This window comes from Kibdelosporangium persicum (assembly GCF_013280595.1).
In the GTDB taxonomy this organism is placed as follows: Bacteria; Actinomycetota; Actinomycetes; order Mycobacteriales; family Pseudonocardiaceae; genus Kibdelosporangium; species Kibdelosporangium persicum.
In genome coordinates, this window is record NZ_JAAATY010000006.1 from 344,328 (window position 1) to 370,315 (window position 25,988).

24 protein-coding genes are annotated in these 25,988 nt (G+C 67.9%); 17 read left to right on the forward strand and 7 right to left on the reverse strand.

Annotated elements, in window-relative coordinates; genetic code table 11:
* Positions 1-20: 20 nt before the first annotated feature.
* The 4 genes from GC106_RS14415 to GC106_RS14430 all read left to right on the forward strand — a co-directional run bounded on the left by GC106_RS14415 (position 21) and on the right by GC106_RS14430 (position 5,739).
* Positions 21-1,877: an acyl-CoA dehydrogenase family protein gene (locus GC106_RS14415; RefSeq protein ID WP_173129686.1), complete on the forward strand. Its 1,857-nt coding sequence runs from the start codon at positions 21-23 to the stop codon at positions 1,875-1,877.
* Between the two features lie 313 nt (positions 1,878-2,190).
* The gene (locus GC106_RS14420) at positions 2,191-3,141 is read left to right on the forward strand and encodes a DUF8832 domain-containing protein (RefSeq protein ID WP_173129689.1); all 951 of its coding nucleotides are present in this window, start codon (positions 2,191-2,193) and stop codon (positions 3,139-3,141) included.
* Between the two features lie 19 nt (positions 3,142-3,160).
* Positions 3,161-5,425, forward strand: a complete 2,265-nt coding sequence (locus GC106_RS14425) for a heavy metal translocating P-type ATPase (RefSeq protein ID WP_173129693.1) — start codon at positions 3,161-3,163, stop codon at positions 5,423-5,425.
* Positions 5,426-5,457: 32 nt separating this feature from the next.
* Positions 5,458-5,739 (forward strand): metal-sensitive transcriptional regulator, encoded by a 282-nt coding sequence (locus tag GC106_RS14430; RefSeq protein ID WP_173129696.1) that lies wholly within the window; start codon positions 5,458-5,460, stop codon positions 5,737-5,739.
* Positions 5,740-5,824: 85 nt separating this feature from the next.
* Here the strand turns inward: GC106_RS14430 and GC106_RS14435 are convergent, their stop codons facing one another.
* Positions 5,825-6,472: an OB-fold nucleic acid binding domain-containing protein gene (locus GC106_RS14435; protein ID WP_173129699.1), complete on the reverse strand. Its 648-nt coding sequence runs from the start codon at positions 6,470-6,472 to the stop codon at positions 5,825-5,827.
* 95 nt (positions 6,473-6,567) lie between these two features.
* On the reverse strand, positions 6,568-7,605 hold the full coding sequence (locus GC106_RS14440) for a LacI family DNA-binding transcriptional regulator (protein WP_173129702.1): 1,038 nt from the start codon (positions 7,603-7,605) through the stop codon (positions 6,568-6,570).
* A gap of 184 nt (positions 7,606-7,789) precedes the next feature.
* Here GC106_RS14440 and GC106_RS14445 point away from each other — a divergent pair, with 184 nt between their 5' ends.
* The 7 genes from GC106_RS14445 to GC106_RS14475 all read left to right on the forward strand — a co-directional run bounded on the left by GC106_RS14445 (position 7,790) and on the right by GC106_RS14475 (position 14,658).
* Entirely contained in the window at positions 7,790-8,800 is a 1,011-nt protein-coding gene (locus GC106_RS14445) for a LacI family DNA-binding transcriptional regulator (RefSeq protein WP_246365637.1), read from the forward strand.
* A 97-nt stretch (positions 8,801-8,897) separates the two neighbouring features.
* Positions 8,898-9,821: a carbohydrate ABC transporter permease gene (locus tag GC106_RS14450; protein WP_173129708.1), complete on the forward strand. Its 924-nt coding sequence runs from the start codon at positions 8,898-8,900 to the stop codon at positions 9,819-9,821.
* Positions 9,811-10,653: a carbohydrate ABC transporter permease gene (locus GC106_RS14455; protein ID WP_173129712.1), complete on the forward strand. Its 843-nt coding sequence runs from the start codon at positions 9,811-9,813 to the stop codon at positions 10,651-10,653. The genes GC106_RS14450 and GC106_RS14455 overlap by 11 nt, the downstream gene beginning before the upstream one ends.
* A gap of 21 nt (positions 10,654-10,674) precedes the next feature.
* Positions 10,675-11,985 (forward strand): ABC transporter substrate-binding protein, encoded by a 1,311-nt coding sequence (locus tag GC106_RS14460; protein WP_173129715.1) that lies wholly within the window; start codon positions 10,675-10,677, stop codon positions 11,983-11,985.
* Positions 11,982-13,040: a Gfo/Idh/MocA family protein gene (locus GC106_RS14465; RefSeq protein WP_173129717.1), complete on the forward strand. Its 1,059-nt coding sequence runs from the start codon at positions 11,982-11,984 to the stop codon at positions 13,038-13,040. The genes GC106_RS14460 and GC106_RS14465 overlap by 4 nt, the downstream gene beginning before the upstream one ends.
* Positions 13,031-13,927 (forward strand): DUF6807 domain-containing protein, encoded by an 897-nt coding sequence (locus GC106_RS14470; protein WP_173129719.1) that lies wholly within the window; start codon positions 13,031-13,033, stop codon positions 13,925-13,927. The genes GC106_RS14465 and GC106_RS14470 overlap by 10 nt, the downstream gene beginning before the upstream one ends.
* A complete protein-coding gene (locus GC106_RS14475) occupies positions 13,921-14,658 on the forward strand; it encodes a cupin domain-containing protein (RefSeq protein ID WP_312872647.1) in 738 nt (245 codons plus the stop codon). The genes GC106_RS14470 and GC106_RS14475 overlap by 7 nt, the downstream gene beginning before the upstream one ends.
* Positions 14,659-14,788: 130 nt before the next feature.
* Here the strand turns inward: GC106_RS14475 and GC106_RS14480 are convergent, their stop codons facing one another.
* Positions 14,789-14,983, reverse strand: coding sequence for a ferredoxin (locus GC106_RS14480; protein WP_173129720.1), 195 nt, complete (start codon positions 14,981-14,983; stop codon positions 14,789-14,791).
* 21 nt (positions 14,984-15,004) lie between these two features.
* Positions 15,005-16,216 carry a cytochrome P450 gene (locus GC106_RS14485; RefSeq protein ID WP_173129722.1) on the reverse strand — a complete coding sequence of 404 codons (1,212 nt, stop codon included), beginning with the start codon at positions 16,214-16,216 and terminating at the stop codon, positions 15,005-15,007.
* A 100-nt stretch (positions 16,217-16,316) separates the two neighbouring features.
* Between GC106_RS14485 and GC106_RS14490 the strand changes: the two genes are divergently transcribed.
* Both GC106_RS14490 and GC106_RS14495 read left to right on the forward strand, forming a co-directional pair.
* Positions 16,317-16,970, forward strand: a complete 654-nt coding sequence (locus tag GC106_RS14490; protein ID WP_173129724.1) for a TetR/AcrR family transcriptional regulator — start codon at positions 16,317-16,319, stop codon at positions 16,968-16,970.
* A 161-nt stretch (positions 16,971-17,131) separates the two neighbouring features.
* Positions 17,132-18,916, forward strand: a complete 1,785-nt coding sequence (locus GC106_RS14495; protein ID WP_173129726.1) for an alpha-galactosidase — start codon at positions 17,132-17,134, stop codon at positions 18,914-18,916.
* A gap of 276 nt (positions 18,917-19,192) precedes the next feature.
* Here GC106_RS14495 and GC106_RS14500 read toward each other — a convergent pair whose 3' ends face one another.
* Complete coding sequence (locus tag GC106_RS14500) at positions 19,193-20,122, reverse strand: SMP-30/gluconolactonase/LRE family protein (RefSeq protein ID WP_173129728.1); 930 nt, start codon at positions 20,120-20,122, stop codon at positions 19,193-19,195.
* A 302-nt stretch (positions 20,123-20,424) separates the two neighbouring features.
* On the opposite strand from GC106_RS14500, the gene GC106_RS14505 reads away from it, so the two are divergent.
* The 3 genes from GC106_RS14505 to GC106_RS14515 all read left to right on the forward strand — a co-directional run bounded on the left by GC106_RS14505 (position 20,425) and on the right by GC106_RS14515 (position 22,335).
* Positions 20,425-20,853, forward strand: a complete 429-nt coding sequence (locus GC106_RS14505; RefSeq protein ID WP_173129730.1) for an NfeD family protein — start codon at positions 20,425-20,427, stop codon at positions 20,851-20,853.
* Positions 20,854-20,856: 3 nt separating this feature from the next.
* The gene (locus tag GC106_RS14510) at positions 20,857-21,900 is read left to right on the forward strand and encodes an SPFH domain-containing protein (protein WP_173129732.1); all 1,044 of its coding nucleotides are present in this window, start codon (positions 20,857-20,859) and stop codon (positions 21,898-21,900) included.
* Between the two features lie 105 nt (positions 21,901-22,005).
* The gene (locus tag GC106_RS14515; protein WP_173129735.1) at positions 22,006-22,335 is read left to right on the forward strand and encodes an antibiotic biosynthesis monooxygenase family protein; all 330 of its coding nucleotides are present in this window, start codon (positions 22,006-22,008) and stop codon (positions 22,333-22,335) included.
* A 21-nt stretch (positions 22,336-22,356) separates the two neighbouring features.
* Here the strand turns inward: GC106_RS14515 and GC106_RS14520 are convergent, their stop codons facing one another.
* Both GC106_RS14520 and ctaD read right to left on the reverse strand, forming a co-directional pair.
* A complete protein-coding gene (locus tag GC106_RS14520) occupies positions 22,357-23,025 on the reverse strand; it encodes a hypothetical protein (protein ID WP_173129738.1) in 669 nt (222 codons plus the stop codon).
* Complete coding sequence (ctaD, locus tag GC106_RS14525; protein WP_173129890.1) at positions 23,022-24,785, reverse strand: aa3-type cytochrome oxidase subunit I; 1,764 nt, start codon at positions 24,783-24,785, stop codon at positions 23,022-23,024. Before ctaD ends, GC106_RS14520 begins: the two co-directional genes overlap by 4 nt.
* Positions 24,786-24,939: 154 nt before the next feature.
* On the opposite strand from ctaD, the gene GC106_RS14530 reads away from it, so the two are divergent.
* On the forward strand, positions 24,940-25,988 hold a 1,049-nt coding region (locus GC106_RS14530; RefSeq protein ID WP_312872648.1), incomplete at its 3' end, for a glycogen debranching protein.

A 25,988-nucleotide genomic window follows, 5' to 3' on the forward strand; every position in this document is an offset into this window, starting at 1 on the left:
GGTGGGGTAACCGTGCGGACATGATCGAACCTGCGCGGATCACCGAGGTGCTCGACGGCCGGTGGCGGGACCTCCGCCGGGAGCTGCGGGAACGCATGACCGACGCGAAACTCGCGGACACGCTCGGGCTGGATGTCGAGGCGCACCGGGCGCAGGTCTTCGACCAGCTCAAGGAGCTGGCGCGCACCCGGCACCCGCGGCTCGGATTCGATCCGGCGTACGGCGGCGAAGGTGACGTCGGCGGCTCGGTCGTGGCGTTCCAGTTGCTCGGCTACGGCGACCTGTCGCTGATGGTCAAGGCCGGTGTCCAATGGGGACTCTTCGGCGGCGCGATCCAGATGCTGGGCACGGAACGCCACCACGAGAAGTACCTCCCCGGCGTGATGTCCCTCGACCTGCCCGGCTGCTTCGCGATGACCGAGTCCGGCCATGGGTCCGACGTCCAGCATCTGCGGACCACCGCACGGTACGAGGCGGGCGAGTTCATCGTGGACACGCCGGATGACGACGCCCGCAAGGACTACATCGGCAACGCCGCGCGAGACGGCCGTCTCGCCGTGGTGTTCGCTCAGCTGATCGTCGGCGACCGTTCGTACGGTGTGCACGCCTTCGTTGTGCCCATCCGGGACGACGAGGGCCGTCCGATGCCCGGCGTGCGGATCGCGGACTGTGGGCCGAAAGCCGGGCTGAACGGCGTGGACAACGGCAGGTTGTGGTTCGACGGCGTTCGGATTCCGAAGGAGAACCTGCTCAACCGGTACGGCGACGTGACCGATGAGGGCACGTACGTCAGTCCGATCGAGAGCGACAGCCGCAGGTTCTTCACGATGCTCGGCACGCTCGTCCGCGGCCGGATCAGCGTGGCGGGCTCGGCCAACAGCGCCGCCCAACGCGCGCTGACCATCACGGTGCACCGGGCGGAGAGCCGCCGGCAGTTCCGCAGGCCGGACTCGGACACCGAGATCCAGCTGATGGATTACCTCGCCCACCAACGGAAACTGCTGCCCGCGCTGGCGAAGACGTACGCGCTGAACTTCGCGCAGGACGAGCTCGTCAGCATGCTGCACGACGTGCAGAGCGCGCCGGAACCCGATCCGATCGCGCAGCGCCGGCTGGAGTCGCGGGCCGCCGGGATCAAGGCCGTGGCCACGTGGCACGCCACAAGCACCATCCAAACCGCACGCGAGGCGTGCGGCGGCGCGGGCTACCTCGCTGACAGCACACTGCCCGCTTTGAAGGCCGACACCGACGTCTTCACCACGTTCGAAGGTGACAACACGGTCCTGCTGCAACTGGTCGCCAAGGGCCTGCTGACCGACTACCGCGACAACTTCGCCGACCTCAGCCCGTTGGCGACGGCCCGCCTGGTGGCCGAGCAGCTGATGGGTGCCGTGCTGGAGCGGATCGCCGCACGCCAGGTGATCGGCCGGTTCGACGATGACGACCTGCGCTCCCGTGCCTGGCACCGGAGCCTGTTCGAGGACCGTGAGCAGCACGTTCTCGCTGGTCTGGCCCGTCGGCTGCGCGCCGCCGCGTCGTCGGACGCCGATCCGTTCGACGTGTTCAACGACGCCCAGGACCACGTGCTGCTCGCCGGACGTGCGCACATCGACCGGTTGATCCTGGACGCGTTCGCGGCGGCTGTCGAGAAGTGCCAGGACGAGGAGGTCAGGGCCCTGCTGGAGCAGGTCTGCGACCTGTACGCGCTGTCGGCGATCGAACAGGACCGCGCGTGGTTCCTCGAACACGGCCGGATCACGGCGTCAGGTGCCAAGAAGGTGGTCGCCGAGGTCAACGCCCTGTGCAAGGCCCTTCGGCCGCACGCGCGCACGCTGGTCGACGCGTTCGGCATCCCCGAGCAGTACCTCGCCTGGTAACCCAGCGGCGCTACTCGCCCGCCCTCCCCGCATCGGTAGGGAATTTCGAGGTGCCGCAATGGTCAACTCGAGGTGCCGCAATGGTCAACTCGGGGTGCCGGAAAGGACGACACGGAGTGCGGCCGCCCGCGGGTCCCCGTGTCAAACCGCACCGCATCCAGGGACAGAGACCACGCTCGGATACCTTCTTGCTCTTTGATACCCCCTGGGGGTATAAACATGACCACGGCCACGTCCGTTCGGGGTACGGGTAGGGGGTACCCTGGAGGGGCCGGCCGGATGACCGCTCCTCAGCCCGAGAACAGGACTGACGATGAACACAGCCACGAGGCTCACCGTCTACGGTGCGGCGCTCGCCCTGGTCGCCGGCGGCGCCTGGGCGATCGGCACCGCTGTCGGTCCCGTGAGCGACGCGGCGGGCACGCCCGCTGCCGCGCACACGGACACCCACGGCGGCACCGTCACGGCGAGCACCGGGGATCCCGCGGGCCTGGCGTCGGCCAGGGACGGCTACCGCTTCACGCCGTCCACCACGACGTTCGCCACGGGAACCACCACCCAGTTCGCCTTCAAGATCACCAAGGCCGACGGCAGCGCGCTGACCGCGTTCGACGTCGAGCACGAGAAGCGGATGCACCTGATCGTGGTGCGCCGCGACCTCGCCGGTTTCCAGCACGTGCACCCGGAGATGGCGCCGGACGGCACCTGGACCGTCCCGTTGACGCTCACCCAGGCCGGGAGCTACCGGGCGTACGCCGACTTCAAACCGACCGGCGGCAAGGCGCTGACACTCGGCGTGGACCTGGCCGCACCCGGCAATTTCCAGCCGGTCACCTACCGTGACTTCCGCGTGTCCACCGTCGACGACTACGAGGTCAGGCTGGAGGGCGACCTGGTCCCCGGCCAGTCCTCCCGAGTCACGCTGACGGTCCGCAAGAACGGGCAGGACGTCACCGATCTGCAGCCCTACCTGGGGGCGTACGGGCACCTGGTGGCCCTGCGCACGGGCGATCTCGCCTACCTGCACGTCCACCCGGACGGCGAGCCCGGCGACGGCAGGACAGCGGCCGGACCAGGCATCACCTTCTACGCCGAGGTGCCGTCGAGCGGCACGTACCGGCTGTTCCTGGACTTCCAGCACAACGGCAAGGTGCGGACGGCGGACTTCACGCTGAGCACCGACGGCGGCAACGCCCCCGCCCCGCCGCCACCGGCCCAGCCCGAGAACAACGACGGCCACAACGATGACGGCCACGGCCACTGATCCGGGGAAGGAGACTGAAATGACGTCGAACGTCCAGTCCGTCGCCGGTCAGCAGATCGAACTGGCGATCAGCGGGATGACCTGCGCGTCGTGCGCCAACCGCATCGAACGCAAGCTGAACAAGCTCGACGGCGTGACCGCCACGGTGAACTACGCCACCGAGAAGGCCAAAGTGACCTTCCCGGCCGAGACGGACCCGGCCGTGCTCGTGCAGACGGTCGAGGCCGCCGGGTACGGCGCCACGCTGCCGCAGCCGGAGAAGACCGAAGAGGCCGAGGAGGACGACCCGCTGCGGTCGTTGCGGCAACGACTGATCGGCGCGGTCGTGCTGTCCGTCCCGGTGATCGCGATGGCGATGATCCCGGCACTGCAGTTCACCTACTGGCAGTGGATCTCCCTGGCGCTGGCCGGACCGGTGCTGGTGTGGGCGGCGTGGCCGTTCCACCGTGCCGCCTGGCAGAACCTGCGGCACGGTGCGGCCACCATGGACACGCTCATCTCGATGGGCACGCTCGCCGCGTTCGCCTGGTCGTTGTACGCGTTGCTGTGGGGCAGCGCGGGTGTGCCGGGCATGACGCACCCGTTCGAGCTGACCATCCAGCGGATGAGCGGCGACGGCAACATCTACTTCGAGGTCGCCGCGGGCGTGACCACGTTCATCCTGGCGGGCCGGTACTTCGAGGCGCGGTCCAAGCGACGGGCGGGCGCCGCGCTGCGAGCCCTGCTGGAACTCGGCGCGAAGGATGTCGCGGTGCTGCGGGACGGCCGTGAGGTGCGTGTCCCGGTCGACACTCTGAAGGTGGGCGACCGGTTCGTGGTCCGGCCGGGCGAGAAGATCGCGACCGACGGCGTGATCGAGGAAGGCAGCTCCGCGGTCGACGTGAGCATGCTGACCGGCGAGTCCGTTCCGGTCGAGGTCGGGCCGGGCGAGAAGGTCGTCGGCGCCACGGTCAACGCCGGTGGGCGGTTGGTCGTGCGGGCGACGCGGATCGGTTCGGACACGCAGCTGGCGCAGATGGCCAAGCTCGTGGAGGACGCGCAGACCCGTAAAGCCGACGTGCAGCGGCTGGCCGACCGGATCTCCGGCGTGTTCGTGCCGATCGTGATCGCGCTGGCCGTCGGCACACTGGCGTTCTGGCTGGGCGCGGGCGGTTCGACCGCGGCGGCTTTCACCGCTGCCGTGGCCGTGCTGATCATCGCGTGCCCGTGTGCGCTCGGGCTGGCGACGCCGACCGCGTTGCTGGTCGGCACGGGCCGTGGTGCGCAGCTCGGAATCCTGATCAAGGGCCCGGAGGTGCTGGAGTCCACTCGCCGCGTCGACACCGTGGTGCTGGACAAGACCGGCACCGTGACCACCGGTCAGATGTCTGTTGTGGACATCCACGTGGCGGACGGCGTCCAGGACGAGGAAGCCCTGCGGCTGGCCGGTGCGCTGGAGAAGGCATCCGAACACCCCATCGCCCAGGCGATCGCACGGGCGGCGGCGGACAAGCTCGGTGACCTGCCTGACGTCTCCGACTTCCGGAACAGCGAAGGCCTTGGCGTGCAAGGCATCGTCGACGGGCACGCGGTCGTCGCGGGCCGGACGGCGTTGCTCGAGGACTGGAGCCAGAAACTGCCGCCGGAGCTGGCGTCGGCGAAGTCCGCGGCGGAGCGGGCAGGCAGGACCGCGGTCGCGGTCGGCTGGGACGGCGCGGCCAAGGCGGTGTTCGTCGTCGCCGACACGGTCAAGCCGACGTCGGCCGAGGCGGTGGCCAAGCTGCGGGCGCTCGGGCTCAAGCCGGTGCTGCTGACCGGGGACAACTCGGCCGTGGCCGAGGCGATCGCGGCCGAGGTGGGCATCGACGAGGTGATCGCCGAGGTCCTGCCGAAGGACAAGGTCGACGTGATCAGCGAGCTGCAGTCGTCCGGGCGCGTGGTCGCCATGGTCGGCGACGGCGTGAACGACGCCGCGGCGCTGGCCCAGGCCGACCTCGGCCTGGCGATGGGCACCGGCACGGACGTCGCGATCGAGGCGAGCGACCTGACGCTGGTCCGAGGCGACCTGCTCGCGGCCGTCGACGCGATCCGGCTGGCCAGGCGGACCCTGGGCACCATCAAGGGCAACCTGTTCTGGGCGTTCGCGTACAACGTGGCAGCGCTGCCGTTGGCGATGGCGGGACTGCTCAACCCGATGATCGCGGGCGCGGCGATGGCGTTCAGCTCGGTGTTCGTGGTCAGCAACAGCCTGCGGCTGCGCGGCTTCCAGTCCGGCGTTCTCGCCGCGGATACCCGTAAGGGGTAGGCTGGTTGGCCGGTGCGGAGGGAGAGAAGGACATGCGGGGATACACCGGGGACAAGGAAGCGTTCCTCAAACGGCTGCGGCGGATCGAAGGACAGGTCCGCGGCCTGCAGCGGATGGTGGAGAACGACGAGTACTGCATCGACGTGCTGACGCAGATCTCGGCGGCGACCAAGGCACTACAGGCGGTGTCGCTCGGTCTGATGGACGAGCACCTGAAGCACTGCGTGGCCGAGGCCATCGCCCAGGGCGGCGAGACCGCGGACGAGAAGGTCCGCGAAGCCAGCGAGGCGATCGCCCGGCTGGTCCGCTCCTGACGCCACTCCCCCTTCGCTGACGGTCTCCGACGGCGCGACTGCTTCTGATGGCAGTCGCGCCGTTGCCGTCGATGCGGGCGCCGCGTCAGCCGAACGCCGTGATATCCCGTGGCGAGCGAGGCAGAACCTCGTAGTGGCTCTCGAACTGCCCGCTCAACCCGGTCACCAGCACCACCTGGCCGAGCCTGAACCGCGAGACGTCGATGCCGGTCTGGGTGTTGACGAAGACCTGCACCTCGCCGGAACCGTCGTTGACCCAGAACTTGTAGCCGTACGGCAGATCGCTGATCGGTGCCTGGCTGATCCGGCCCGCTACCTGGACCAACCGGCCTTCTGTCTGCTCGCCGACCCGTGCGGTCGCCGTCCACCTCGGACGCACCAGCGGGCCTGTGTGGCCGAGCTCGACGGCCGTGGGAACCAGGATCAAGAAGCCATAGCTGTCGCGCAGGGTGCCTGTCACCTTCGCGCGCCTTCCCGGGTCGGCGTTCAGGTTCTCCGGTGTACTGATGTAGATGCCAGCGGTGCCGTCCTGCAGGCCGAAGCCCCTGTCGAAGAAGCTCGACTCGAACGCGCCTGACGACGTCGTGACGGTGCCGCTGACCGTCACGACCGTGCCCAACGGCTGGCTGCGGGCCTTGGCGATCGGAAGGGTGTCGGTGGGCGCCGCGACCGCGGGCGGCGCGACCAAGGTGAACGCCAGCACAGTGGCGAACATCAGCGTACGAAAGGCCATAGTTCACCTTAGGAGTACGGCCGTCAGCAAGCCTGGCGGGCATCGAACCAGTCCCCCTCGTGAGTGTTTATCGGCGTTAGAACCCTGATAAACACTCACGACACAGAATCAGGGGTGGAGGTGGGGGTGCTCGTCCTCAGCACGGGTTGCGTCGGCATCCACTGGACTTCGGCCGGATCGGCGCCGGACAGCGCGAGGTCCATCGCGCGCTTGCCCATCTCGTGCAGCGGCACACGTACGGTCGTCAAGGCCGGACTGACGTCCGTGGCCGGGCCGATGTCGTCAAAGCCTGCGACCGCGATGTCGTGGCCGGGCACCAAACCGGCGTCACGCACTGCGCGCATCGCGCCGATCGCCATCGCGTCGGTGACGGCGAACAGCAGTTCCACGTCGTCCAGTCCAGCAGCGATCAGCCTGCTCGCCGCCGCGTACCCACCGTCCTCTGTGAACTCGGTGTCGAGCACACGGCACACCTCGATGCCCGCCTGCCTGAGGCCGGCGAGGAATCCGTCGCAGCGGTCACGGGACGTGTGCAGCCCGGCCGGGCCACGGATCACCGCGAACCGGCGGTAGCCCTCGTCGGCCAGCGCGAGCGCGAGATCCTTGGCGGCACCGGCGTTGTCGATCGCGACGGTGGGAAACGGCAGGCCCGGCTGGCTGATCACCGCCGCACGGCCACCCGCCGCCACATAGGCCCGCAACTCCTCGACCAGCGCATCCCGCGGGCCGTCCAGACGGCTGCCGGCGACGATGATCACGTGCGGCCGGTACCCACGCAGCGTCGCGACGATCCGGCACTCCCGCTCGGCGGACCGGTCGGCCACAGCCATGGTGACGATGAGACCCGCGGCCTCGGCGCCTTCCAGCACACCGGCGGCCAGCGTGGAGAAGTACGGATCGGCGATGTCGCTCACCACCAGCGCGACGGTCTTCGTCGACCCCCTGGCGGTTGCCTGCGCCGACAGGTTGGGCGCGTAGCCGAGTTTGCCCGCCGCGCGAAGCACGCGCTCCACGTTGTCCTTGCCGACGGTCCGGCTGCTGCCGTTGAGCACCCGCGATGCCGTAGCCACGGAAACGCCCGCCTCCTTGGCGACGTCCTGGAGGGTCGGCGAGGGATCGACGCGCTGTTCCATCACAGGCACGGTTCCTCGGCGCCCGCCGACGCCCTTGATGAACCCGGCTGGACGTGTTGGAATGCGTTTTCCCCACGCATGGCTCCATGATGGCGTAAAGGAGCAGGGCGATGGTGCTCTCCTCAGGCCGAACCACCCAGATGCCCGTCATAGCGGCGCCGGACATGCGCGGCGGTGAGACGTGATGCCGCATCCGCGGCGAAGCGTGACGCTGCACGACGTGGCGGCGGATGCAGGCGTATCCGTGGCAACGGCGTCGCGCGTACTCGGCGGCAGTTCGCGATCCGTCGCGCCGGAGTACCGCGACCGCGTGCTGGCCGCAGCGGCACGGTTGCGCTACACAGCCGACGTCTCCGCGCGTGCGATGCGCACGAGCAGCGACGCACTCGCACTGGTCGCGGACGACATCACAACACCGTCGATCGCGATCGTGGTAGCGGCCATGGAACGCCAGGCCCGCGCCAAGGGCGCGTTCGTGACGGTGTCAGCGACGCGTGGCGTTCCCGCACGCCAACTGGAAACCATCCGTCAGCTGCGGGCTCTGCGGCCGCGGGCACTCGTGCTGACTTCCGGCCGTATCGACGCGGACGCGCTGTCGGGGCGCCTGCTCGCCGAATTGCAGGCGTACCAAGGCGACGGCGGCCGGGTGGTCGTCGTGGGCGACACCGACCTGCCGTTCCACTCGATCAGGTTCGACAATTACCGCGCGGCAACGGAAATCGGGCGCCATGTCGCGCTGACCGGTCACCGCCGGGTCGTGATCCTCGCGGGCGAGCGGGCACAGGCGGCGATGTCGGCGCGGACCGAGGGATTCCTGGCCGGGCTGCGCGACGGCGATGTTGCCGATGTCCGGGTAGTGCACTGCGAAGTGAGCAGGCAGGGCGGATTCACCGCCGCACGGCGGCTGGCTTCGGACTTCGACGCGGTCATGGCGGCCAACGACCTCATCGCCGTCGGTGCCCTGTCCGCCTTGCGGGCGGCCGGGGTGGAGGTTCCGTCGGACGTTTCGCTGACGGGGTTCGACGACATCGGGCTCGCGGTCAACGTGACACCCCGGCTGACCACCGTGGCGCTGCCCCTGGCGTATGCCGGTGCCGAGGCGATCCGCCTCGCACTGAAGGAATCCGGGCCGATCACCCACGTGACCGTGGAGGGCCGGCTGATCATCCGGGACAGCACGGCGCGAGCCCGGTGACCAGACCGGCACTTGACGTGGCGAAACACCCCTGCCATGGTGGAAAGCGTTTTCCGCTCGGCCTGATCCACGGAGTGGTGATGATGGTTCGGACGACATGAGCGCTCTCGACGAGCTGCGCCGGTTACGGCGAAGTGGCACCGCGGTCCGCAAACGGGACAACAAGGCCGCGTTCTGGTTCCTGGCGCCGTGGTTCGCCGGACTGCTCTTCGTCACGATCGGCCCGGTCGCGGCGTCGTTCGGCCTCGGCTTCACCAAGTACAACCTGATCCAGCCGCCCAAGTTCATCGGGCTGGACAACTTCGGCCGCATCTTCACCGACGAGCGGCTGCACAACGCGCTCGGCGTCACCTTCACGTACGTGCTCGTGTCCGTGCCGCTGCAACTGGCGTTCGCGTTGGGTGTCGCGATGTTGCTCGATCGCGGCCTGCGCGGACTGGCGTTCTACCGGTCGGCCTTCTACCTGCCGTCACTGCTGGGATCCAGTGTCGCGATCGCGGTGCTGTGGACGCAGATCTTCGGCGCCGAAGGCATGGTGAACCGTGTCCTGGCCCTCTTCGGCATCCAGGGCAAGGGCTGGATCTCCGACCCGGACACCGCGCTGTCCACGCTCATCGTGCTCAACGTGTGGACGTTCGGCGCGCCGATGATCATCTTCCTGGCCGGGCTGCGGCAGATCCCCGCCGTGTACTACGAGGCCGCCGCGATCGACGGGGTGGGCAGGTGGTCCCGCTTCCGGCACATCACGCTGCCGCTGCTGTCCCCGATCATCTTCTTCAACCTGGTGCTGCAGATCATCCACGCCTTCCAGTCGTTCACCCAGGCGTTCGTGGTCTCCGGCGGCACCGGCGGGCCGTCCGACTCCACCATGTTCTACACGCTTTACCTGTACCAGCAGGGTTTCAGCCGGTTCGACATGGGTTACGCCTCCGCGCTGGCCTGGTTCCTGCTACTGATCATCGGCGCGTTCACCGCGATCAACTTCTGGGCCGCGAGGTTCTGGGTGTTCTATGACGACTGATGTCCTGCGGCGGTTGTCGGCCCCCGCCAAACACGCCGGCCTGATCCTGCTCGGGTTCGTGATGCTGTACCCGGTGCTGTGGATGGTCGTCAGTTCACTGCGGCCGGACGACGAGATCTTCCGCAGTCCCGGCCTGGTGCTCGACACGCTGCGCACCGAGAACTACTCGCAGGGCTGGGACGCGCTGTCGTCACCGTTCGGGCACTACCTGATCAACTCGACGATCGTCGTGCTGGGCTGCATCATCGGCAACCTCGTGTCCTGCTCGATGGCCGCGTACGCCTTCGCACGCCTGGAGTTCACCGGCAAGCGCTGGTGGTTCGGGATCATGCTCGGCACGATAATGCTGCCGATCCACGTGATCATCGTGCCGCAGTACATCCTGTTCTCCCAGCTGGACTGGGTGAACACCTTCCTGCCGCTGATCGTGCCGAAGATCCTGGCCACCGACGCGTTCTTCATCTTCCTGATGGTGCAGTTCATCCGCGGCCTGCCGAGGGAACTGGACGAGGCGGCGCGCATCGACGGCTGCGGTCACCCGCGGATCTTCCTGCGGATCGTCCTGCCGCTGATGAAACCCGCGCTGGCCACCACCACGATCTTCACGTTCATCTGGACGTGGAACGACTTCTTCAGCCAGCTGATCTACCTGACGGACCCGGAGATGTACACCGTGCCCGTCGCCCTGCGGTCGTTCGTCGACTCGACCGTCTCGACGTCGTGGGGCTCGCTGTTCGCGATGAACGTCGTGTCGTTGGTGCCGATCTTCCTGGCGTTCCTGTTCGGACAGCGCTACCTCGTCAGGGGAATCGCCACGACCGGCGGCAAATAGCCGGAAAGGAGCCTCCTACCCATGCTGACACAGGTGATCCGCCGGGCCGTGTGGCCGGTGCTGTTGTCGCTGACCGCCACCCTGATGGTGGCCTGCTCGTCCGGTTCCGGCGCCGACGGGGAACTGTCGACCGAGCCGGTGACGTTGCGCTTCACCTGGTGGGGCGCGGACGACCGGCACAAGCGGACACAACAGGTGATCGAGCTGTTCCAGAAGCAACACCCGAACATCACCGTGCGCGGGGAGTTCAAGGAGTGGAACGGGTACTGGGACAGCCTGGCCACCACGGTGGCGGCCAACGACGCGCCGGACATCATCCAGATGGACGAGCTCTACCTCGCCTCGTACGCCGAGCGCGGCGCGTTGCTGGACCTCAACGAGGCACGCAAACACCTCGACACCAGCGGATTCGACGGCAAGGCGCTTGCCACTGGCGCGATCGACGGCAAGCAGTACGCGCTGCCGGTCGGGTTGGCGGCGTACTCGGTCGTGGTGAACACGGACCTGCTGGCCAAGTACGGCGTCGCGCTGCCCGACGACACCAAGTGGACGTGGGAGGACCTGCGGAAGGCAGGCGAGCAGGTGTCCAAGGCGGGCGGCGGCACGGTGTGGGGCATCCAGTCCTGGGGCTTCAACGACGCGGGCGGGCTGCACGTCTGGGCCCGGCAGGCAGGCTCGGCCCTGTTCGACGACCAGGGCAAGGTGGTCGTCCCGCCCAAGGTCCTGCAGGACTACTGGACCTACCTGCTCGACATCGCCAAGGCCGGTACGGCGCCGCCACCGCCGGTGACCGTCGAGAAGGCCTCGGCCGGGCTGAACCAGTCCGCCACCGCGACCAACACGGCGGCGTTCGCGATGTGGTGGAACACCCAGCTGACCGCGTTGACCGCGGCCAGCGGCGCGAAGCTGAAACTGCTCAGGCTGCCCGGTGAGGCGCAGGCCAAGGCACCCGCGGCGTACTACAAGCCGTCGATGTTCTGGTCGGTCTCGTCTCGCACCAAGCACCCCGCCGAGGCGGCGGCCTTCGTGAACTTCCTGGCCAACAACGAGGAAGCGGCCAAGGTCCTGCTCACCGAACGCGGTGTGCCCGCCAACGAGAAGACCCGGGCGGCGATCACCGGCCAGCTCAAGGAGACCGACAAGGCCGCGGCCGACTTCCTCGGCACGCTGCCGGTCAGCGACCCGCCGAGGGTGACGCCGAACGGGGCCAGCACCATCGAGGCGATCCTCAAGCGGCACACCGAGAACGTGCTGTTCGGCCGCGCCACACCGGAGCAGACGGCCGCGGCGTTCATCAAGGAGCTCCAGTCCGAAGTGGATTCGGCCAGGTGAGCCGTGCGGCGATCGTCGGCACGGGCGGGATCGCGGCCGCCCACGCGGCGGCCTTGGGCGACCGTGCCGAACTCGTTGCCGTCGTCGATGTGGACGACGATCGGGCCCGTGCGTTCGCCAAGGAGTGGAGCGTCCCCGGCGTTCATCCGACCGTTCGCGCGCTGCTGGCCGAAGAGAAGGTGGATGTGGTGCACCTGTGCACTCCTCCGCGTCACCACGCGCCGTTGGCGCTCGAGTGCCTCGCCGCGGGAGTCACTGTGCTGGTGGAGAAACCGCCCGCGCTGTCGCTCGCCGAAATGGACGCGCTCATCGAGGCGGAACGAGCTTCCACGGGACACGTCGCGACCGTCTTCCAGCACCGTTTCGGCCCTGCCGCGATCCGGTTACGGCAGCTCTCCACGGCTGGCGAGCTCGGCAGACCATTGGTGGCCACTTGTGCCACGCTGTGGTACCGCGACGATGCGTACTTCGCGGTACCGTGGCGCGGCTCGTGGGACAGTGAAGGCGGCGGTCCGACCATGGGCCACGGCATTCACCAGTTCGACCTGATGCTGTCGATCCTCGGTCCGTGGCGGGAGATCCGTGCGCTGGCTGCCCGGCAGGCGCGCGACGTGCAGACCGAGGACGTCTCCATGGCGCTGGTGACCTTCGCCAACGGCGCGGTCGCCACCGTCGTGAACTCCGTTGTGTCCCCCAGAGAGATTTCGGCGCTGCGGTTCGACTACGAACGCGCCACCGTCGAAGTGGAACACCTCTACGGGTATACCGACGCCGACTGGACCGTGACGCCCGCGCCGGGCCATGACGTTCCACTGTGGCAGAACGGTGACTCGGAGGTGACCAGCGGGCACGCGTGCCAGGTCGAGGCTCTGTACGACGCGCTCGACCGCGGCGAGGTGCCACCGGTCACGTTGGCGGACGCCAGGAACACCATGGAGTTCATCGCCGCGCTGTACGCGTCCGCCTTCACGGCGACACCCGTCCGGAGCGGCGAGATCAGTCCTGGCAACCCGTTCTACACGTCGATGGCAGGGACTGGTGCGCCATGGCAGTGAACCTGAAGATCACGCGGCACGACGAGTCGACGCTCGGAGTGGGCGCGGGCGATGTGGAGATCTTCGAGTACGTCTACCGGCCGTCCATGCCCGCGTTCGAGGGCCCGAAGCCGTACCTGCACCCGGTGCGGACCCTCGCCGGCAACGTGGTCACGGCGTACCGGCCGCACGATCACCGGTGGCACAAGGGCATTCAGATGACGGCGTCCGACGTGTCCGGGCAGAACTTCTGGGGCGGCGGCACGTACGTGCGCGGCCAGGGTTACGTCGATCTGCCGAACGTGGGAACCATGCGGCACGAGGGCTTCACCATCAGCGAGGAAGGACCCGAACGCATCCGTTTCGGCGAACGGTTGTCCTGGCATACCCAGGCCGGCGAGCACTGGGTGGACGAGGTCCGCATGTTCACCGTCCGGGACGTCGACGCCGCTGCCTGGGCGCTGGACTTCGCCACGACACTGACCAACGTCCGCACCGAGCCCTTGGTCCTCGGCAGTCCCACGACACACGGACGCCCGCTGGCCGGGTACACCGGGCTGTTCTGGCGTGGCCCACGGGCGTTCACCGACGGGGACGTGATCGCGGCGGACGGCCTCGGCGGCCCGGACATGATGGGCAAGCCCGCACGTTGGCTGGCCTACGTCGGGCAGCACGACGAGGTGGACGGCGCGTCGACATTGCTCTTCCTGGATCACCCGGGCAACAAGAACACGCACTGGTTCGTGCGCAACACGCCGTTCCCGGCGGTCAACCCGTCGTTCGCCTTCTTCGATCCGGTGGAGCTTGTCCCGGCGGATACGCTGGATCTGCGCTACCGCGTGGTCATCGTGGACGGCGCGTGGGACTCCGGCCGTCTCCAATCCTATGTGGAGGAACATCCGTGGTGATACCGTTTCCCGGCGGGATCGGGCTCTCCGGCCTGCAGGTCTACGACTGGCCGACGCACGACGGGGTGTGCGGCGGCTCGCCGCACGTGCACCTGACCTGCTCGGAGTGTTACGTGGTGATCGACGGCAGCGGCCGTGTCCAGACGCTGTCGCACCAGGGATTCGCCGAGGTGCCGCTCAAGGCCGGGACGGTCGCGTGGTTCACGCCAGGCACGATCCACCGCCTGGTGAACGACGACGATCTGCGGATCGTGGTGGTGATGCAGAACAACGGCCTGCCCGAAGCGGGCGACGCGGTGTTCACGTTCCCCACCGGCACACTGGCGGATCCGGAGGCGTACGCGAAAGCGGCTTCGCTCGCCGACCCTGACCACGCGTACGCGAGTGACGAAGCGGCCGCGCGGCGAAGGCGGGACCTCGCCATTGAGGGTTTCCTGGAGCTGCGGCGGCGCGTCGAGTCAGGTGATCATGAGGCGCTGGACGACTTCTACCGGGCCGCGGCGCGACTGAAACGCGACCGCCTCGCGGACTGGGAACAGCGATGGCGCAGTGGCGCCCTGGCTGTGGCGCAACGGACCGGCGAGCACCTGGACCGGCTTCGCGCGGAGGACATCAGCCACCTCAAGGAGGCCGATATTCGCGTGCTGCCGCCCCAAAGCGCTCAACGGTTGGGGATGTGCGGACGGTTGGACGTGCACGCTCCCGGGTCCGGAGTGTCGCCTCACGACTGAGTCGCAAATCTGTCCTGAAGTGGCGCACCGACCCGATGTCCACATCGGACACTGAGGTCCGCACTCCTGGCCCCGGTGAACCGGATGGGCACCGTGGCCAGGAGCGCAGACCGGGATCACGCCGGGCGGATCACTCCTCGACGATGATCGCTGACGCCGGGCAGACCAGGGCGGCGTGCCGCACGTCCGTCAGCCGCCCGGCGGGCGGATCGGCGTCCAGCAGCGTCACGATCCCGTCCTCGTCACGCTGGTCGAACACGTCGTCGGCCGCCAGCACACACTGCCCGGACCCGACACACTTGCCCTGATCGACTGTCACCTTCATGACGTCCTCCGAATACCGGGCTCACCAGGTCACGGGAAGCGAGGTGACGCCGCCGGTGAGGGTGGGACGCACCTCCAGCTCGTCGAGCTCCTTCGCCAGCCGCAGACCGGGCAGCCGGCGGGCCAGGGTGGTGAACACGACGCGCAACTCCGTGCGGGCCAGGCTCGCGCCGATGCAGAAGTGCGAGCCGTGGCCGAAGCCCAGATGTGTCCTTTCCGGACGGTCCGGGTCGAAGGTCTCGGCGTCGCTGTACACCGAGGCGTCGCGGTTGGCCGCGTTGATCGACAGGATCACGGCGTCGCCGCGGCGGATGGTGGCACCGGCGACGTCGAGGTCGGTGTGGGCATACCGCAGCAGGCCGAGGTCGCCGGGCGCACCCAACCGCATGATCTCCTCGACCGTGGCGTTGACCCGGCCGACCGGATCGGCGGTCAGCGCCTCCCACTGGTCGCGGTGGGTGAGCAGGAACAGCGCGCCAAGGCCGATCCGGTTCACGGTGGTCTCGTGCCCGGCGAACAGCAGCCCGACGCAGAGCCGGACCATTTCGCCGTAGTCGAAGGTCTCGTCGGCGCTCTGGGCCCGGATGAGGTCGGAGATGACGTCCTCGCCCAGATCCGGGCGTTTGGTCTCGACCAGGCCGATCATGTAGCGGTTGAACTCCTCCCGGGCCTGGTGGGCGTCGTCGCCGGTGCCGAGGCTGGCCATCCGTTCGGACAGCGAGTGGAAGTACACGGTGTCGCTCTCGGGCACCCCGAGCAGTCGGCAGATGACCGCGACCGGCAGCGGGAACGCCAGCCCGGTATGCAGGTCGACCACGCCGTCTGTCGCGTCGGCGTACTCGACGAGCAGTTGGTCGACATAACCGTCGACCAGTTGCTGCATGTAGTCGGAGAGCATCCGCATCCGCTTGGCCGAGAACGCCGGGGTCAGCAACCGGCGCATCCGCGCGTGGTCGGCCTCCTCGGTCTCGTAGTTGCCGGTCGGCCCGTCCTGCACCGCGGCGGTCGTGATGCGTGACGCCCGCTCCGGTTCGGGGTGCGAGCGGCCGAGCCGCTTGTCGCTGAGCAGGTCGCGGACCTCCTCGAAGCGGGTGACCAGCCAGGCGGGGTCCCCGGCCGGGGTGGTGACCGGCGTGATCGGCGCCTCCCGGCGCAGCACCTCGTACAGCGGGGCGAGGTCGAGGACGTTCGGCCTGGCGAAGGGCAACTGCAGTCGTTCGGCGGCAACGCTCATGGCTCTCCTCCGGTGATTTTCCGACCACTCGACCGTAGCACTTTATTGTCAGTAACTGCCAATAAAGTTCTCCGACCGGCCGGCGTGCTTAGATCACCGGATGGAGGACGTCGCGACTCCCCGCCGGGGACGCCCGCCGGCGAGCGAAGCGCACCGTCAGCGGCAACGCCTCGACATCTCCCGGCACGCCGTCCGGCTGTTCGCCGCGCAGGGCGTCGCCGCGACCTCCGGCGAGCAGATCGCCCGGGCGGCCGGAGTCTCCGAACGCACGCTGTGGCGTTACTTCCCGACCAAGGAAAGCTGCGTGGAGCCGCTGCTGACCAAGATGATCGACGCCTTCCAGGCGGTGCTGCGCGGCTGGCCGCGCGAGCTCGACCTGACCGAGCACCTGCGAGCGGCGTACACACCCGTACTCGACTCGTCCTCCGGCACGGACATCGAGGCAGTTCTCGCCGTGGTCCGGATGACCCACGACGAACCCGCGTTGCGGGCCGTCTACCTGATGCTGCGCGAGCGCTCGGAGGAGACCTTCGCCGAAGTCCTCGCCGACCGCATGGCCATGCCGCCGGACGCCTTCGAAGTCCGCGTGCAGGCCGCCGCGATGAATGCCGTACTCAAGGTGGCGAGCGACCACTTGGCCGCCGCCACAGCCAACGAACGCCTCACCTCGAAGACCCTGGACAGGCACCGCCAGCACATCGCGGACGCGGTCAGCCTCGTCATCCGTGGCCTGTCGGACAAAGCAGGCAGCTGACACGGAAACCACTCGATCATCGGGTTTCGTTGAGGTGACACGAGAAAGGCGCTAGCATTTCACCTCAGACGTTGTGTTAGCGCTAACACTAGCTCGCCACGCACCACCCCTCCCTGCGACTGCCTGATGGGGCTGCGATGAAGCTATTCCTCAGGCGACCCATGATCACGCTGCTTGCCGTGGTGACGCTGGCAGTCACGGCGTTCGTCGCGGTCAGCGAGCCAAGAACAGCCAACGCGTGGGACAACGGCACGGCTAACACCCCGCCGATGGGCTGGAACAGCTACGACGCGTTCAACTGGAGCGTCACCGAAGCGGACGTCAAGGCGAACGCCGACTACATGCGCACCAACCTCAGTCAGCACGGTTGGCAGTACGTCGTCATCGACTGGGCCTGGTACTACCCGGGACGGCACAACAACAGCCCCAACCAGGACAGCAACCTCAACCCTCGGCTGCGCATGGACGCCAACGGCCGTCTGTTGCCTGACACCACACGATTTCCTTCAGCGGCAGGTGACAACGGCTTCAAACCGTTGGCCGACTACGTCCACGCGCAGGGGCTGAAGTTCGGGGTGCACCTGATGCGCGGCATTCCGCGCCAGGCCGTGGCCGACAACGTGCCGATCCTCGGAACAAGTTGCCGCGCCGGCCAGATCAACAACAACACCACCGCGGCGTGGCTCAACCTCATGTGGGGCTTGAACATGAGCCAGCCGTGCGCGCAGGCGTACCTCGACTCGGTGTTCCAACTGCTGGCCAGTTGGGGCGTGGACTACGTCAAGGTCGACGACATCGCCGCCCCGACGTACCGGCAGGCCGAGGTCGAGGGCTACCGGCAGGCCATCGAGCACAGTGGACGGCCGATGGTGCTCAGCCTCTCCCCCGGCCCGACGCCACTCTCGGCCGGCCGACACGTCCAGGCCAATGCCCACATGTGGCGCATCGTCAACGACCTGTGGGACAACTGGCCCAGCGTCAACGCCCTGTTCGACGAACTGCGGAACTGGACGCCGTATCGTGCCAACGGCGCCTACCCCGACCCGGACATGATCCCGATAGGACGGTTGGCGAAGTTCGGTCCGGTCGGCGCGCCACGTTACTCCAACCTCACTCCCGACGAGCAACGCACGCTCATGACGCTGTGGGTGATCAACCGGGCGCCGCTGATGTGGGGCGGCAACCTCGTGGAGAACCGCCCCTCCGACCTGGCGCTGATGAACAACGCCGCGGTGATGGCCGTCGACCGGAACAGCATCAACAACCGTCAGGTCGTCGGCGGAGCCCGTCAGGTGTGGGCCGCCGACATCCCCGGCAGCGGCGACAAGTACGTCGCGCTGTTCAACCGGGACGGCGCGGGCGGTGACGTCTCGATGAGTCTCGCCGCTCTCGGATTCGGCTCGGCGACGGTGACGGATCTGTGGTCCGGTGCCGGCCTCGGCACAGTCAACGGAACCTTCACCCGGTCACTTCCCGCCCATGGCGCCGGGCTGTATCGACTCTCGCCGCGTTCCACCGCCTCGGTGTACACACTGAACGCCCGGCACAGCGGGAAGCTGCTGGACGTCTTCAACCTCTCCACCGAGGACGGAGCGGACGTGGTGCAGTGGACGGCCAACGGGCAGAACAACCAGCGGTGGGAGTTGCGTGACATCGGTGGTGGCTTCGCCAACGTGGCCAACGTCAACAGCGGCAAATGCCTGGACGTCTACGGCGGCCCCGACGCCACCGGTGACGGTGTCCGGGTCACCCAGTGGACGTGCCACACCGGCACCAACCAACAGTGGCAGCTCCAGGACACCGGCGACGGTCACCTGCGGCTGGTCGCCCGGCACAGCGGCAAGTGCCTCACCATCCAGAACGCCGCGGCGACGGACGGCGCCCTGGCCGTGCAGATGACCTGCGGCACCAGCACCAGTCAGCAGTGGCGGCGCGAAACGGTCTGACCCGGGCCACGGCGGCCGCGCTCGTCAAACAGTACGACGACCCGAATGCGGTCATCCACTCCAGCACCCCGTGTCGACCATTGCGGCACCCCGTGTCCACCATTGCCGCACCCCGTGTCCACCATTGCCGCACCTTGAGATTCCCGCGCAGGACGGTAAACGCATCTCAGGGTGCCGCAACGCACATCTCGGGGTGCCGCAACACGCATCGCGCGGTGCCGCAACACGCATCTCGGAGTGCCGCAAGACGCATCTCGGGGTGCTGGAACGCGGTTTTCAGGGTGCCGGAACGGTGGACACGGCGATGGCGTTTTCCTCGAGCGACCCGAAGTACAGCTTGCCCTGCCATTCGCGGACACCGACCAGCATGTGGAAGCCTGGGATCTCGCCGCGGAGCTCGTGGACGACCTTGCCGTCGGCCGCCACGCCCAGCACGCCGACTTCCCGGCCTGGGGCGGGTTGCAGTCGCTCCGGCAGGGCGCGGATTCCCGCGCGCAGGGCCGGCGGCAACCGACGGACCATGTCCAGCGCTGCCACCCGGGGTGAGGCCTGCGTGATCCAGATCAGGCCGTCCGTGCCTGTCGACATGTTGTCCGGGAAGCCCGGCAGGCCCTCGGCGAACGGCTCCACCCGGCCCTCGTCCTCGCCGCGCAGCCCGACACGCATCACCCGGAGGGCGCCCGTCTCGGCCACCGCCACGAACGACTCGTCCGGTGCCAGCGCCACACCGTTCGCGAACTGAAGGCCGTCAGCCAGCAGGTCGAACGTGCCGTCCGGACCGCGCCGCACCAGGCGCCCGCCCGCGGTCTGCTCGATCAGGTCGTCCCGCCACTTGTCGATGCCGAAACGGCGCGACGAGTCCGTGAAATACACCGTGCCGTCCGCTGCGACAGCCGCGTTGTTGCAGAACACGAAGTCCAGCCCCAGAGCCGCGGTCGCCAGGACCGTCGGCACACCGCCGGACAGCGGCATCACCAGCAGGCCGGCCCGTGCGTCACAGATCAGCAGCTCGTCCTCGCCGTACAACTCCAGCCCAAGCGGCCGGCCACCCGTGTCGGCGAGGACGTCGATACGCCGGCCGTCCGGGCTGATCCGCAGGATCCGGCCGTCGTCGACGCCGGTGTAGATCCGTCCCTCGCCGTCGACGACCACGTCCTCCGGGCCGTGCCCGTTCACCGGGATCAACCTGACGTTGTCGAACCGCATCGTGCGCCTCCTACCAGTGAACGGCGGACATGGTACGCCGTCCGCCCCTTACCCGGCGCTACCATTCGAACACGGTCATCGAAGCCCGACACCGAACGGTGCACGCCATGCCTGAGATCGTCTTCGCGGTCATCCTCGTCGCTGTCTTCGTGCTGATCGCACTGACATTGCGTTTCCTGGAGAAACGAGGACTCTGAGCCCGCGCGAGACGCCACTGGCATCCGCCGTCACGGCGGCGGGAACCCGCCATCTTGTCCCGCCGGGCCGGCCGCACGACCATGGGGGTACAGGGAGGTGCCGCCATGGACGAATGGGTCATCTGGTTGATCTTCGCGGTGGTCCTGGGAGTCGCCGAAATCTTCACCCTCACCGCGGCACTCGGCGTACTGGGCGCCGCCGCGCTCGTCACCGCCGTGTCCGCCACGATCCTGCCGCTGCCGTTCCAGCTCATCGTCTTCACCGTCGCGGCGACCGCCGGCGTGATCCTGATCCGGCCCATCGCGTTGCGGCACATGCACCAGCCGCAGCTCGAACGGTTCGGAGTGGACGCTCTGGTCGGCAAACCCGCCTACGTCCTGGAGGACGTCACCGCGTTCGACGGCCGGGTCCGGATCGGCGGCGAGGAATGGACCGCCCGTGCGTACGACGAAACCCTGACCATCGCCAAGGGAACCGTGGTCGACGTGATGGAGATCCGCGGCAGCACGGCACTTGTCTACCCACGGGAGTGAACCATGGAAATCTCAGCTCTGCTCGTCGCCGGACTCGTCCTCGCCCTGCTGGCCGTCTTCACCGTGCTGCGTGCCGTCCGCATCGTCCCCCAGGCACGCGCCCGCAACGTCGAACGGCTCGGTCGCTACAACCGCACCCTGCAACCTGGCCTGAACTTCGTCATCCCCTACATCGACCGCGTCTACCCGGCGATCGACCTACGTGAACAGGTCGTCTCGTTCCAGCCGCAACCGGTGATCACCGAGGACAACCTGGTCGTCGAGATCGACACAGTCCTCTACTTCCAAGTGACCGATCCCCGTGCCGCCGCGTACGAGATCGCCAGCTATCTGCAAGCGGTCGAACAGCTGACCGTCACCACGCTGCGTAACGTCGTCGGGTCCATGGACCTGGAAAAGACACTCACCTCCCGCGACACCATCAACAGCCAGCTGCGCGGAGTCCTGGACGAAGCCACCGGCAAATGGGGCATCCGGGTCAACCGGGTCGAGATCAAGGCGATCGACCCGCCACGCACGATCAAGGACGCGATGGAGAAGCAGATGCGCGCCGAACGCGACAAGCGCGCCGCGATCCTCAGCGCCGAAGGACAACGCCAGTCCCAGATCCTCACGGCCGAAGGCGACAAGCAAGCCGCCGTGCTGCGTGCCGAAGGAAACCGGACCGCCAAAATCCTCAAGGCCGAAGGCCAGGCCCGCGCGATCGACCACGTGTTCCAGGCCGTGCACCGCAACGATCCCGACCCGAAACTCCTGGCCTACCAATACCTCCAGACCCTCCCACAACTCGCGCAAGGACAAGGCAACACGTTTTTCGTCATCCCCAGCGAGGTCACTTCGGCCCTGTCCGGAATATCCAAAGCCTTCGCCGAAGCCCTGCCGAAGTCACCGGCCACACGCGACATCTCGGCACCGGACGGCCTGGCGGAGAAGGCCGCCGACGACGCCGCCCGTGCCGCCGAAGCAGCCGCGGAGGCGGTGGCCGACGCGGCGGAAGCCGACCGCATCCGGCCGTTCCCCTCCGCTCCCACTTCCTCCCCCTCGTGAGTGTTTATCAGTGTTAGAACACGGCTAAACACTCACGAGGGGGAGGCTGGGGTGACGCTGGGTTAATCGGTTCGGGATGCGGATCTTGACGTTTACGATCATCCGGTGGCCTTCCGCAGACCCCAGCCGCCGTACTACGCGGTGATCATCACCAGCACGTTGACCGATCAAGACCCGGACGGCTACGCGGCCATGTCCGAACGGATGGCCGAGCTGGGCAAGAGGCAGCCCGGGTACCTGGGCAGGGAGTCGCAGACCGGTGCTGACGGACGAGAACTCACCGTTCTGTACTACCAGGACGCGGAGTCGATCACGGCGTGGAAACAGCATCCCGAGCACCTGGAGGCGCAACGCCTCGGCCGCGAGCGGTGGTACGCCGACTACCACATCGAGGTCGCCAAGGTGGAGCGGCTGTACGGCTTCGAGCGCGAGTGACCGCAACGGCTACACAAACGATCAAGGTGCTCTGATCTCGCGGTCGCCTGTCGGATTGCCACGCCGCGAACCGGCGTACGCGAGTCGGCGTAACTGGGCCAAGGCGCGCGGCACGGGAACCAGGTTCGGGTGCACGTTGACGATCGGGTCGAACCGGATCTGAGCGTCGGGCAGGTGCTCGGTGAGCACCAGACGGCCCCACGCCCGCCAACGGCCCAGCGGCTTGGCCAGCATGAGGTGCACGGATTCCGGCAGGCGCCCGGGCGTCGGGTCTGGGATCGCCGCCATCGACACCAGGCCATGGTCCGTCCGGAACGGCATGACGCTGCCGTACACACACCCGCGCGTCCATCCCCGCCGGAACACCGGCAGCCATCGGGTGAGGCGTCCCGAGCCGGTCGTGGACAGCAGCAAGTCGACCGGTCTCCCCTGCCCGGCCGCGTCCGGGATTCGTATCGCCAGACCGCGCACGTCAGGCCAGTCGCCGGGCAGGCCGACGCCTTTGGACAACCGTACGGTCACCTGCCGGACGACGGCGCCCGGCATGCCCGGCCAACCGTCCGGCAGCGTAAGTTCGCCCGCGAACACCGCACCGGCCGGATGGAAAGCCGGCGCGCGCCGGAGCCGGGCCATGCCCGCGAAAAGGCCGGTCACCCAGTCGGAGCCGCGCACGGCCAGTGATTGCCTCATTTGTCGCGGGGGTCTCCCTCGTGGTCGTCGCCTTGTGTCTTGGCCGCACCCAGTTCGGAGGGGGCGGTGGCCTTGCTGCTCTGGCCTTGGCCGGAGTGGGCTTCGGCGCGGATGCGTTCGACCATGTGCGGGTAGTGCAGTTCGAAGGCCGGGCGCTCCGAGCGGATGCGGGGCAGCTCGAGGAAGTTGTGCCGTGGCGGCGGGCTGGTGGTGGCCCACTCCAGGGAGTTGCCGAAACCCCACGGGTCGTCAGCCTCGGCCAGCTGGCCGTACCGGTAGCTCTTGACCACGTTCCAGATGAACGGCAGCACGGACGCGCCGAGCACGTACGAGCCGATCGTGGACACCAGGTGCAACGTGGTGAACTCGTCGGTGACCAGGTAGTCCGCGTAGCGGCGGGGCATGCCCTCGTTGCCCAGCCAGTGCTGGACCAGGAACGTGCCGTGGAAGCCGAGGAACGTGGTCCAGAAGTGCAGCTTGCCCAGCTTCTCGTCCAGATACCGGCCGGTGATCTTCGGGAACCAGAAGTAGATGCCTGCGAACGTGGCGAACACGATCGTGCCGAACAGCACGTAGTGGAAGTGCGCCACCACGAAGTACGTGTCGTGCACGTGGAAGTCGAGCGGCGGTGACGCCAGCAGGATCCCGGTCAGCCCGCCGAGCAGGAAGGTCACCAGGAACCCGATGCTGAACAGCATCGGGGTCTCGGTCGTCAGCTGGCCCTTCCACATGGTCAGGATCCAGTTGAAGAACTTCACCCCGGTCGGCACCGCGATCAGGAACGTCATGAACGCGAAGAACGGCAGCAGCACCGCCCCGGTCGCGAACATGTGGTGCGCCCAGACCACCACCGACAAGGTGGTGATCGAGACCGTCGCCCACACCAGCGCCTTGTAGCCGAACAGGGGTTTGCGGCTGAACACCGGGATGATCTCGGAGATGATGCCGAAATAGGGCAGGGCGACGATGTAGACCTCGGGATGGCCGAAGAACCAGAACAGGTGCTGGAACATCACCCCGCCGCCGTTGGCCGGGTCGAACACGTGCGCGCCCAGATGCCGGTCCGCCAGCAGGCCGAACAACGCGGCGGTGAAGACCGGGAACGCCACCAGCACCAGGATGCTGGTGAAGAAGATGTTCCAGGTGAAGATCGGCATCCGCCACATCGTCATGCCCGGTGCGCGCAGGCACACCACGGTGGTGATCATGTTGACCGCGCCGAGGATGGTGGACAGGCCGCCGATGATCAGCCCGACGTTCCACAGGTCGCTGCCGACCCCGGGCGAGTGCGTGTCCAGCGACAGCGGCGCGTACGCCGTCCACCCGAAGTCCGCAGCGCCACCCGGTGTGAGGAACCCCGACAGGGTGATCAGGCCGCCGAACAGATACAGCCAGTACGACATGGCGTTCAGCCTCGGGAACGCCACGTCCGGCGAACCGATCTGCAGCGGCAGCACGAAGTTGGCGAAGCCGAACACGTTCGGCGTGGCGTACAGCAGCATCATGATCGTGCCGTGCATGGTGAACAGCTGGTTGTACTGCTCGGGTGAGAGGAACTGCAGCCCCGGCCAGCCCAGCTCGGTCCGCATCAGCAGGGCCATCAGGCCGCCGGCCATGAAGAAGCCGAACGACGTCATCAGGTACATCACGCCGATCTGCTTGTGATCGGTCGTCCGGAACAACCGCAGCAGCGCGTTGCCCTTGACCGGACGCCCCACCACGGGGCGAACCTCCACCGGCTTTGGCGCGATCGTCACCATGGCCTCCAGCCACCCGCCCGCAACGTCGCCCACGGCTACCCGCCGCCGTGGGTCCGAAACCTCTCCCACCGGCTCATTCACGCGTTCAGGGGAGGGTTCGAGCCCGCTTGGCGTGGTATCCGCTCGGCGTCGTCGGTCTCACGAGGAGGCATCCGTGCAGCCCTGGCCTGGTTCCCCGTACCCACTTGGGGCGGACTACGACGGTGCCGGCACCAATTTCGCGATCTTCTCCGAGGCCGCGACCCAGGTCGACCTCTGCCTGTTCGGTCCGGACGGCGGCGAGACCCGCGTCCGTCTGCCGGAGGTCGACGGGTTCGTGCACCACGGCTACCTGCCGACGGTCGGCCCTGGTCAGGTGTACGGCTATCGCGTGCACGGACCGTACGACCCGGCCGACGGCGTGCGGTGCAACCCGAACAAACTGGTGCTCGACCCGTACGCCAAGGCGGTCACCGGCCGTGTCGACTGGGACGAATCCGTGTTCAGCTACCCGTTCGGCGACCCCAACGGGCGAAACGACGCTGACTCCGCCCGGCACACGATCCGCAGCGTGGTCGTCAACCCGTACTTCGACTGGGGAACCGACCGGCCGCCGAACGTGCGGTACAACGAGACGGTCATCTACGAGGCGCACGTGCGGGGCCTGACCAAGCTGCACCCGGAGATACCCGAGGAGCTGCGCGGCACCTATTCCGGACTGGCGCACCCGGTGATGCTCGACTACTTCGAGGCACTCGGCGTGACGACGCTCGAACTGATGCCGGTGCACCAGTTCCTGCACGACCATGGCCTGATCGAGCGTGGCCTGGCCAACTACTGGGGCTACAACACCATCGCCTACTTCGCGCCTCACGACGGGTATGCCTCCACGGCCGCGCCCACACTCCCGGGCAGCCATGTGCAGGAGTTCAAGGCGATGGTCCGGGACCTGCACGAGGCGGGAATCGAGGTGATCCTCGACGTGGTCTACAACCACACCGCCGAGGGCAACCACCTCGGGCCGACGCTGTCCATGCGCGGCATCGACAACGAGGCCTACTACCGGCTGGTGGACGACGACCGCCGGTTCTACATGGACTACACCGGCACCGGCAACTCGCTCAACGTCCGCAACCCGCACACCCTCCAGCTGATCATGGACTCGCTGCGGTACTGGGTGACCGAGATGCACGTCGACGGGTTCCGTTTCGACCTCGCCGCCAC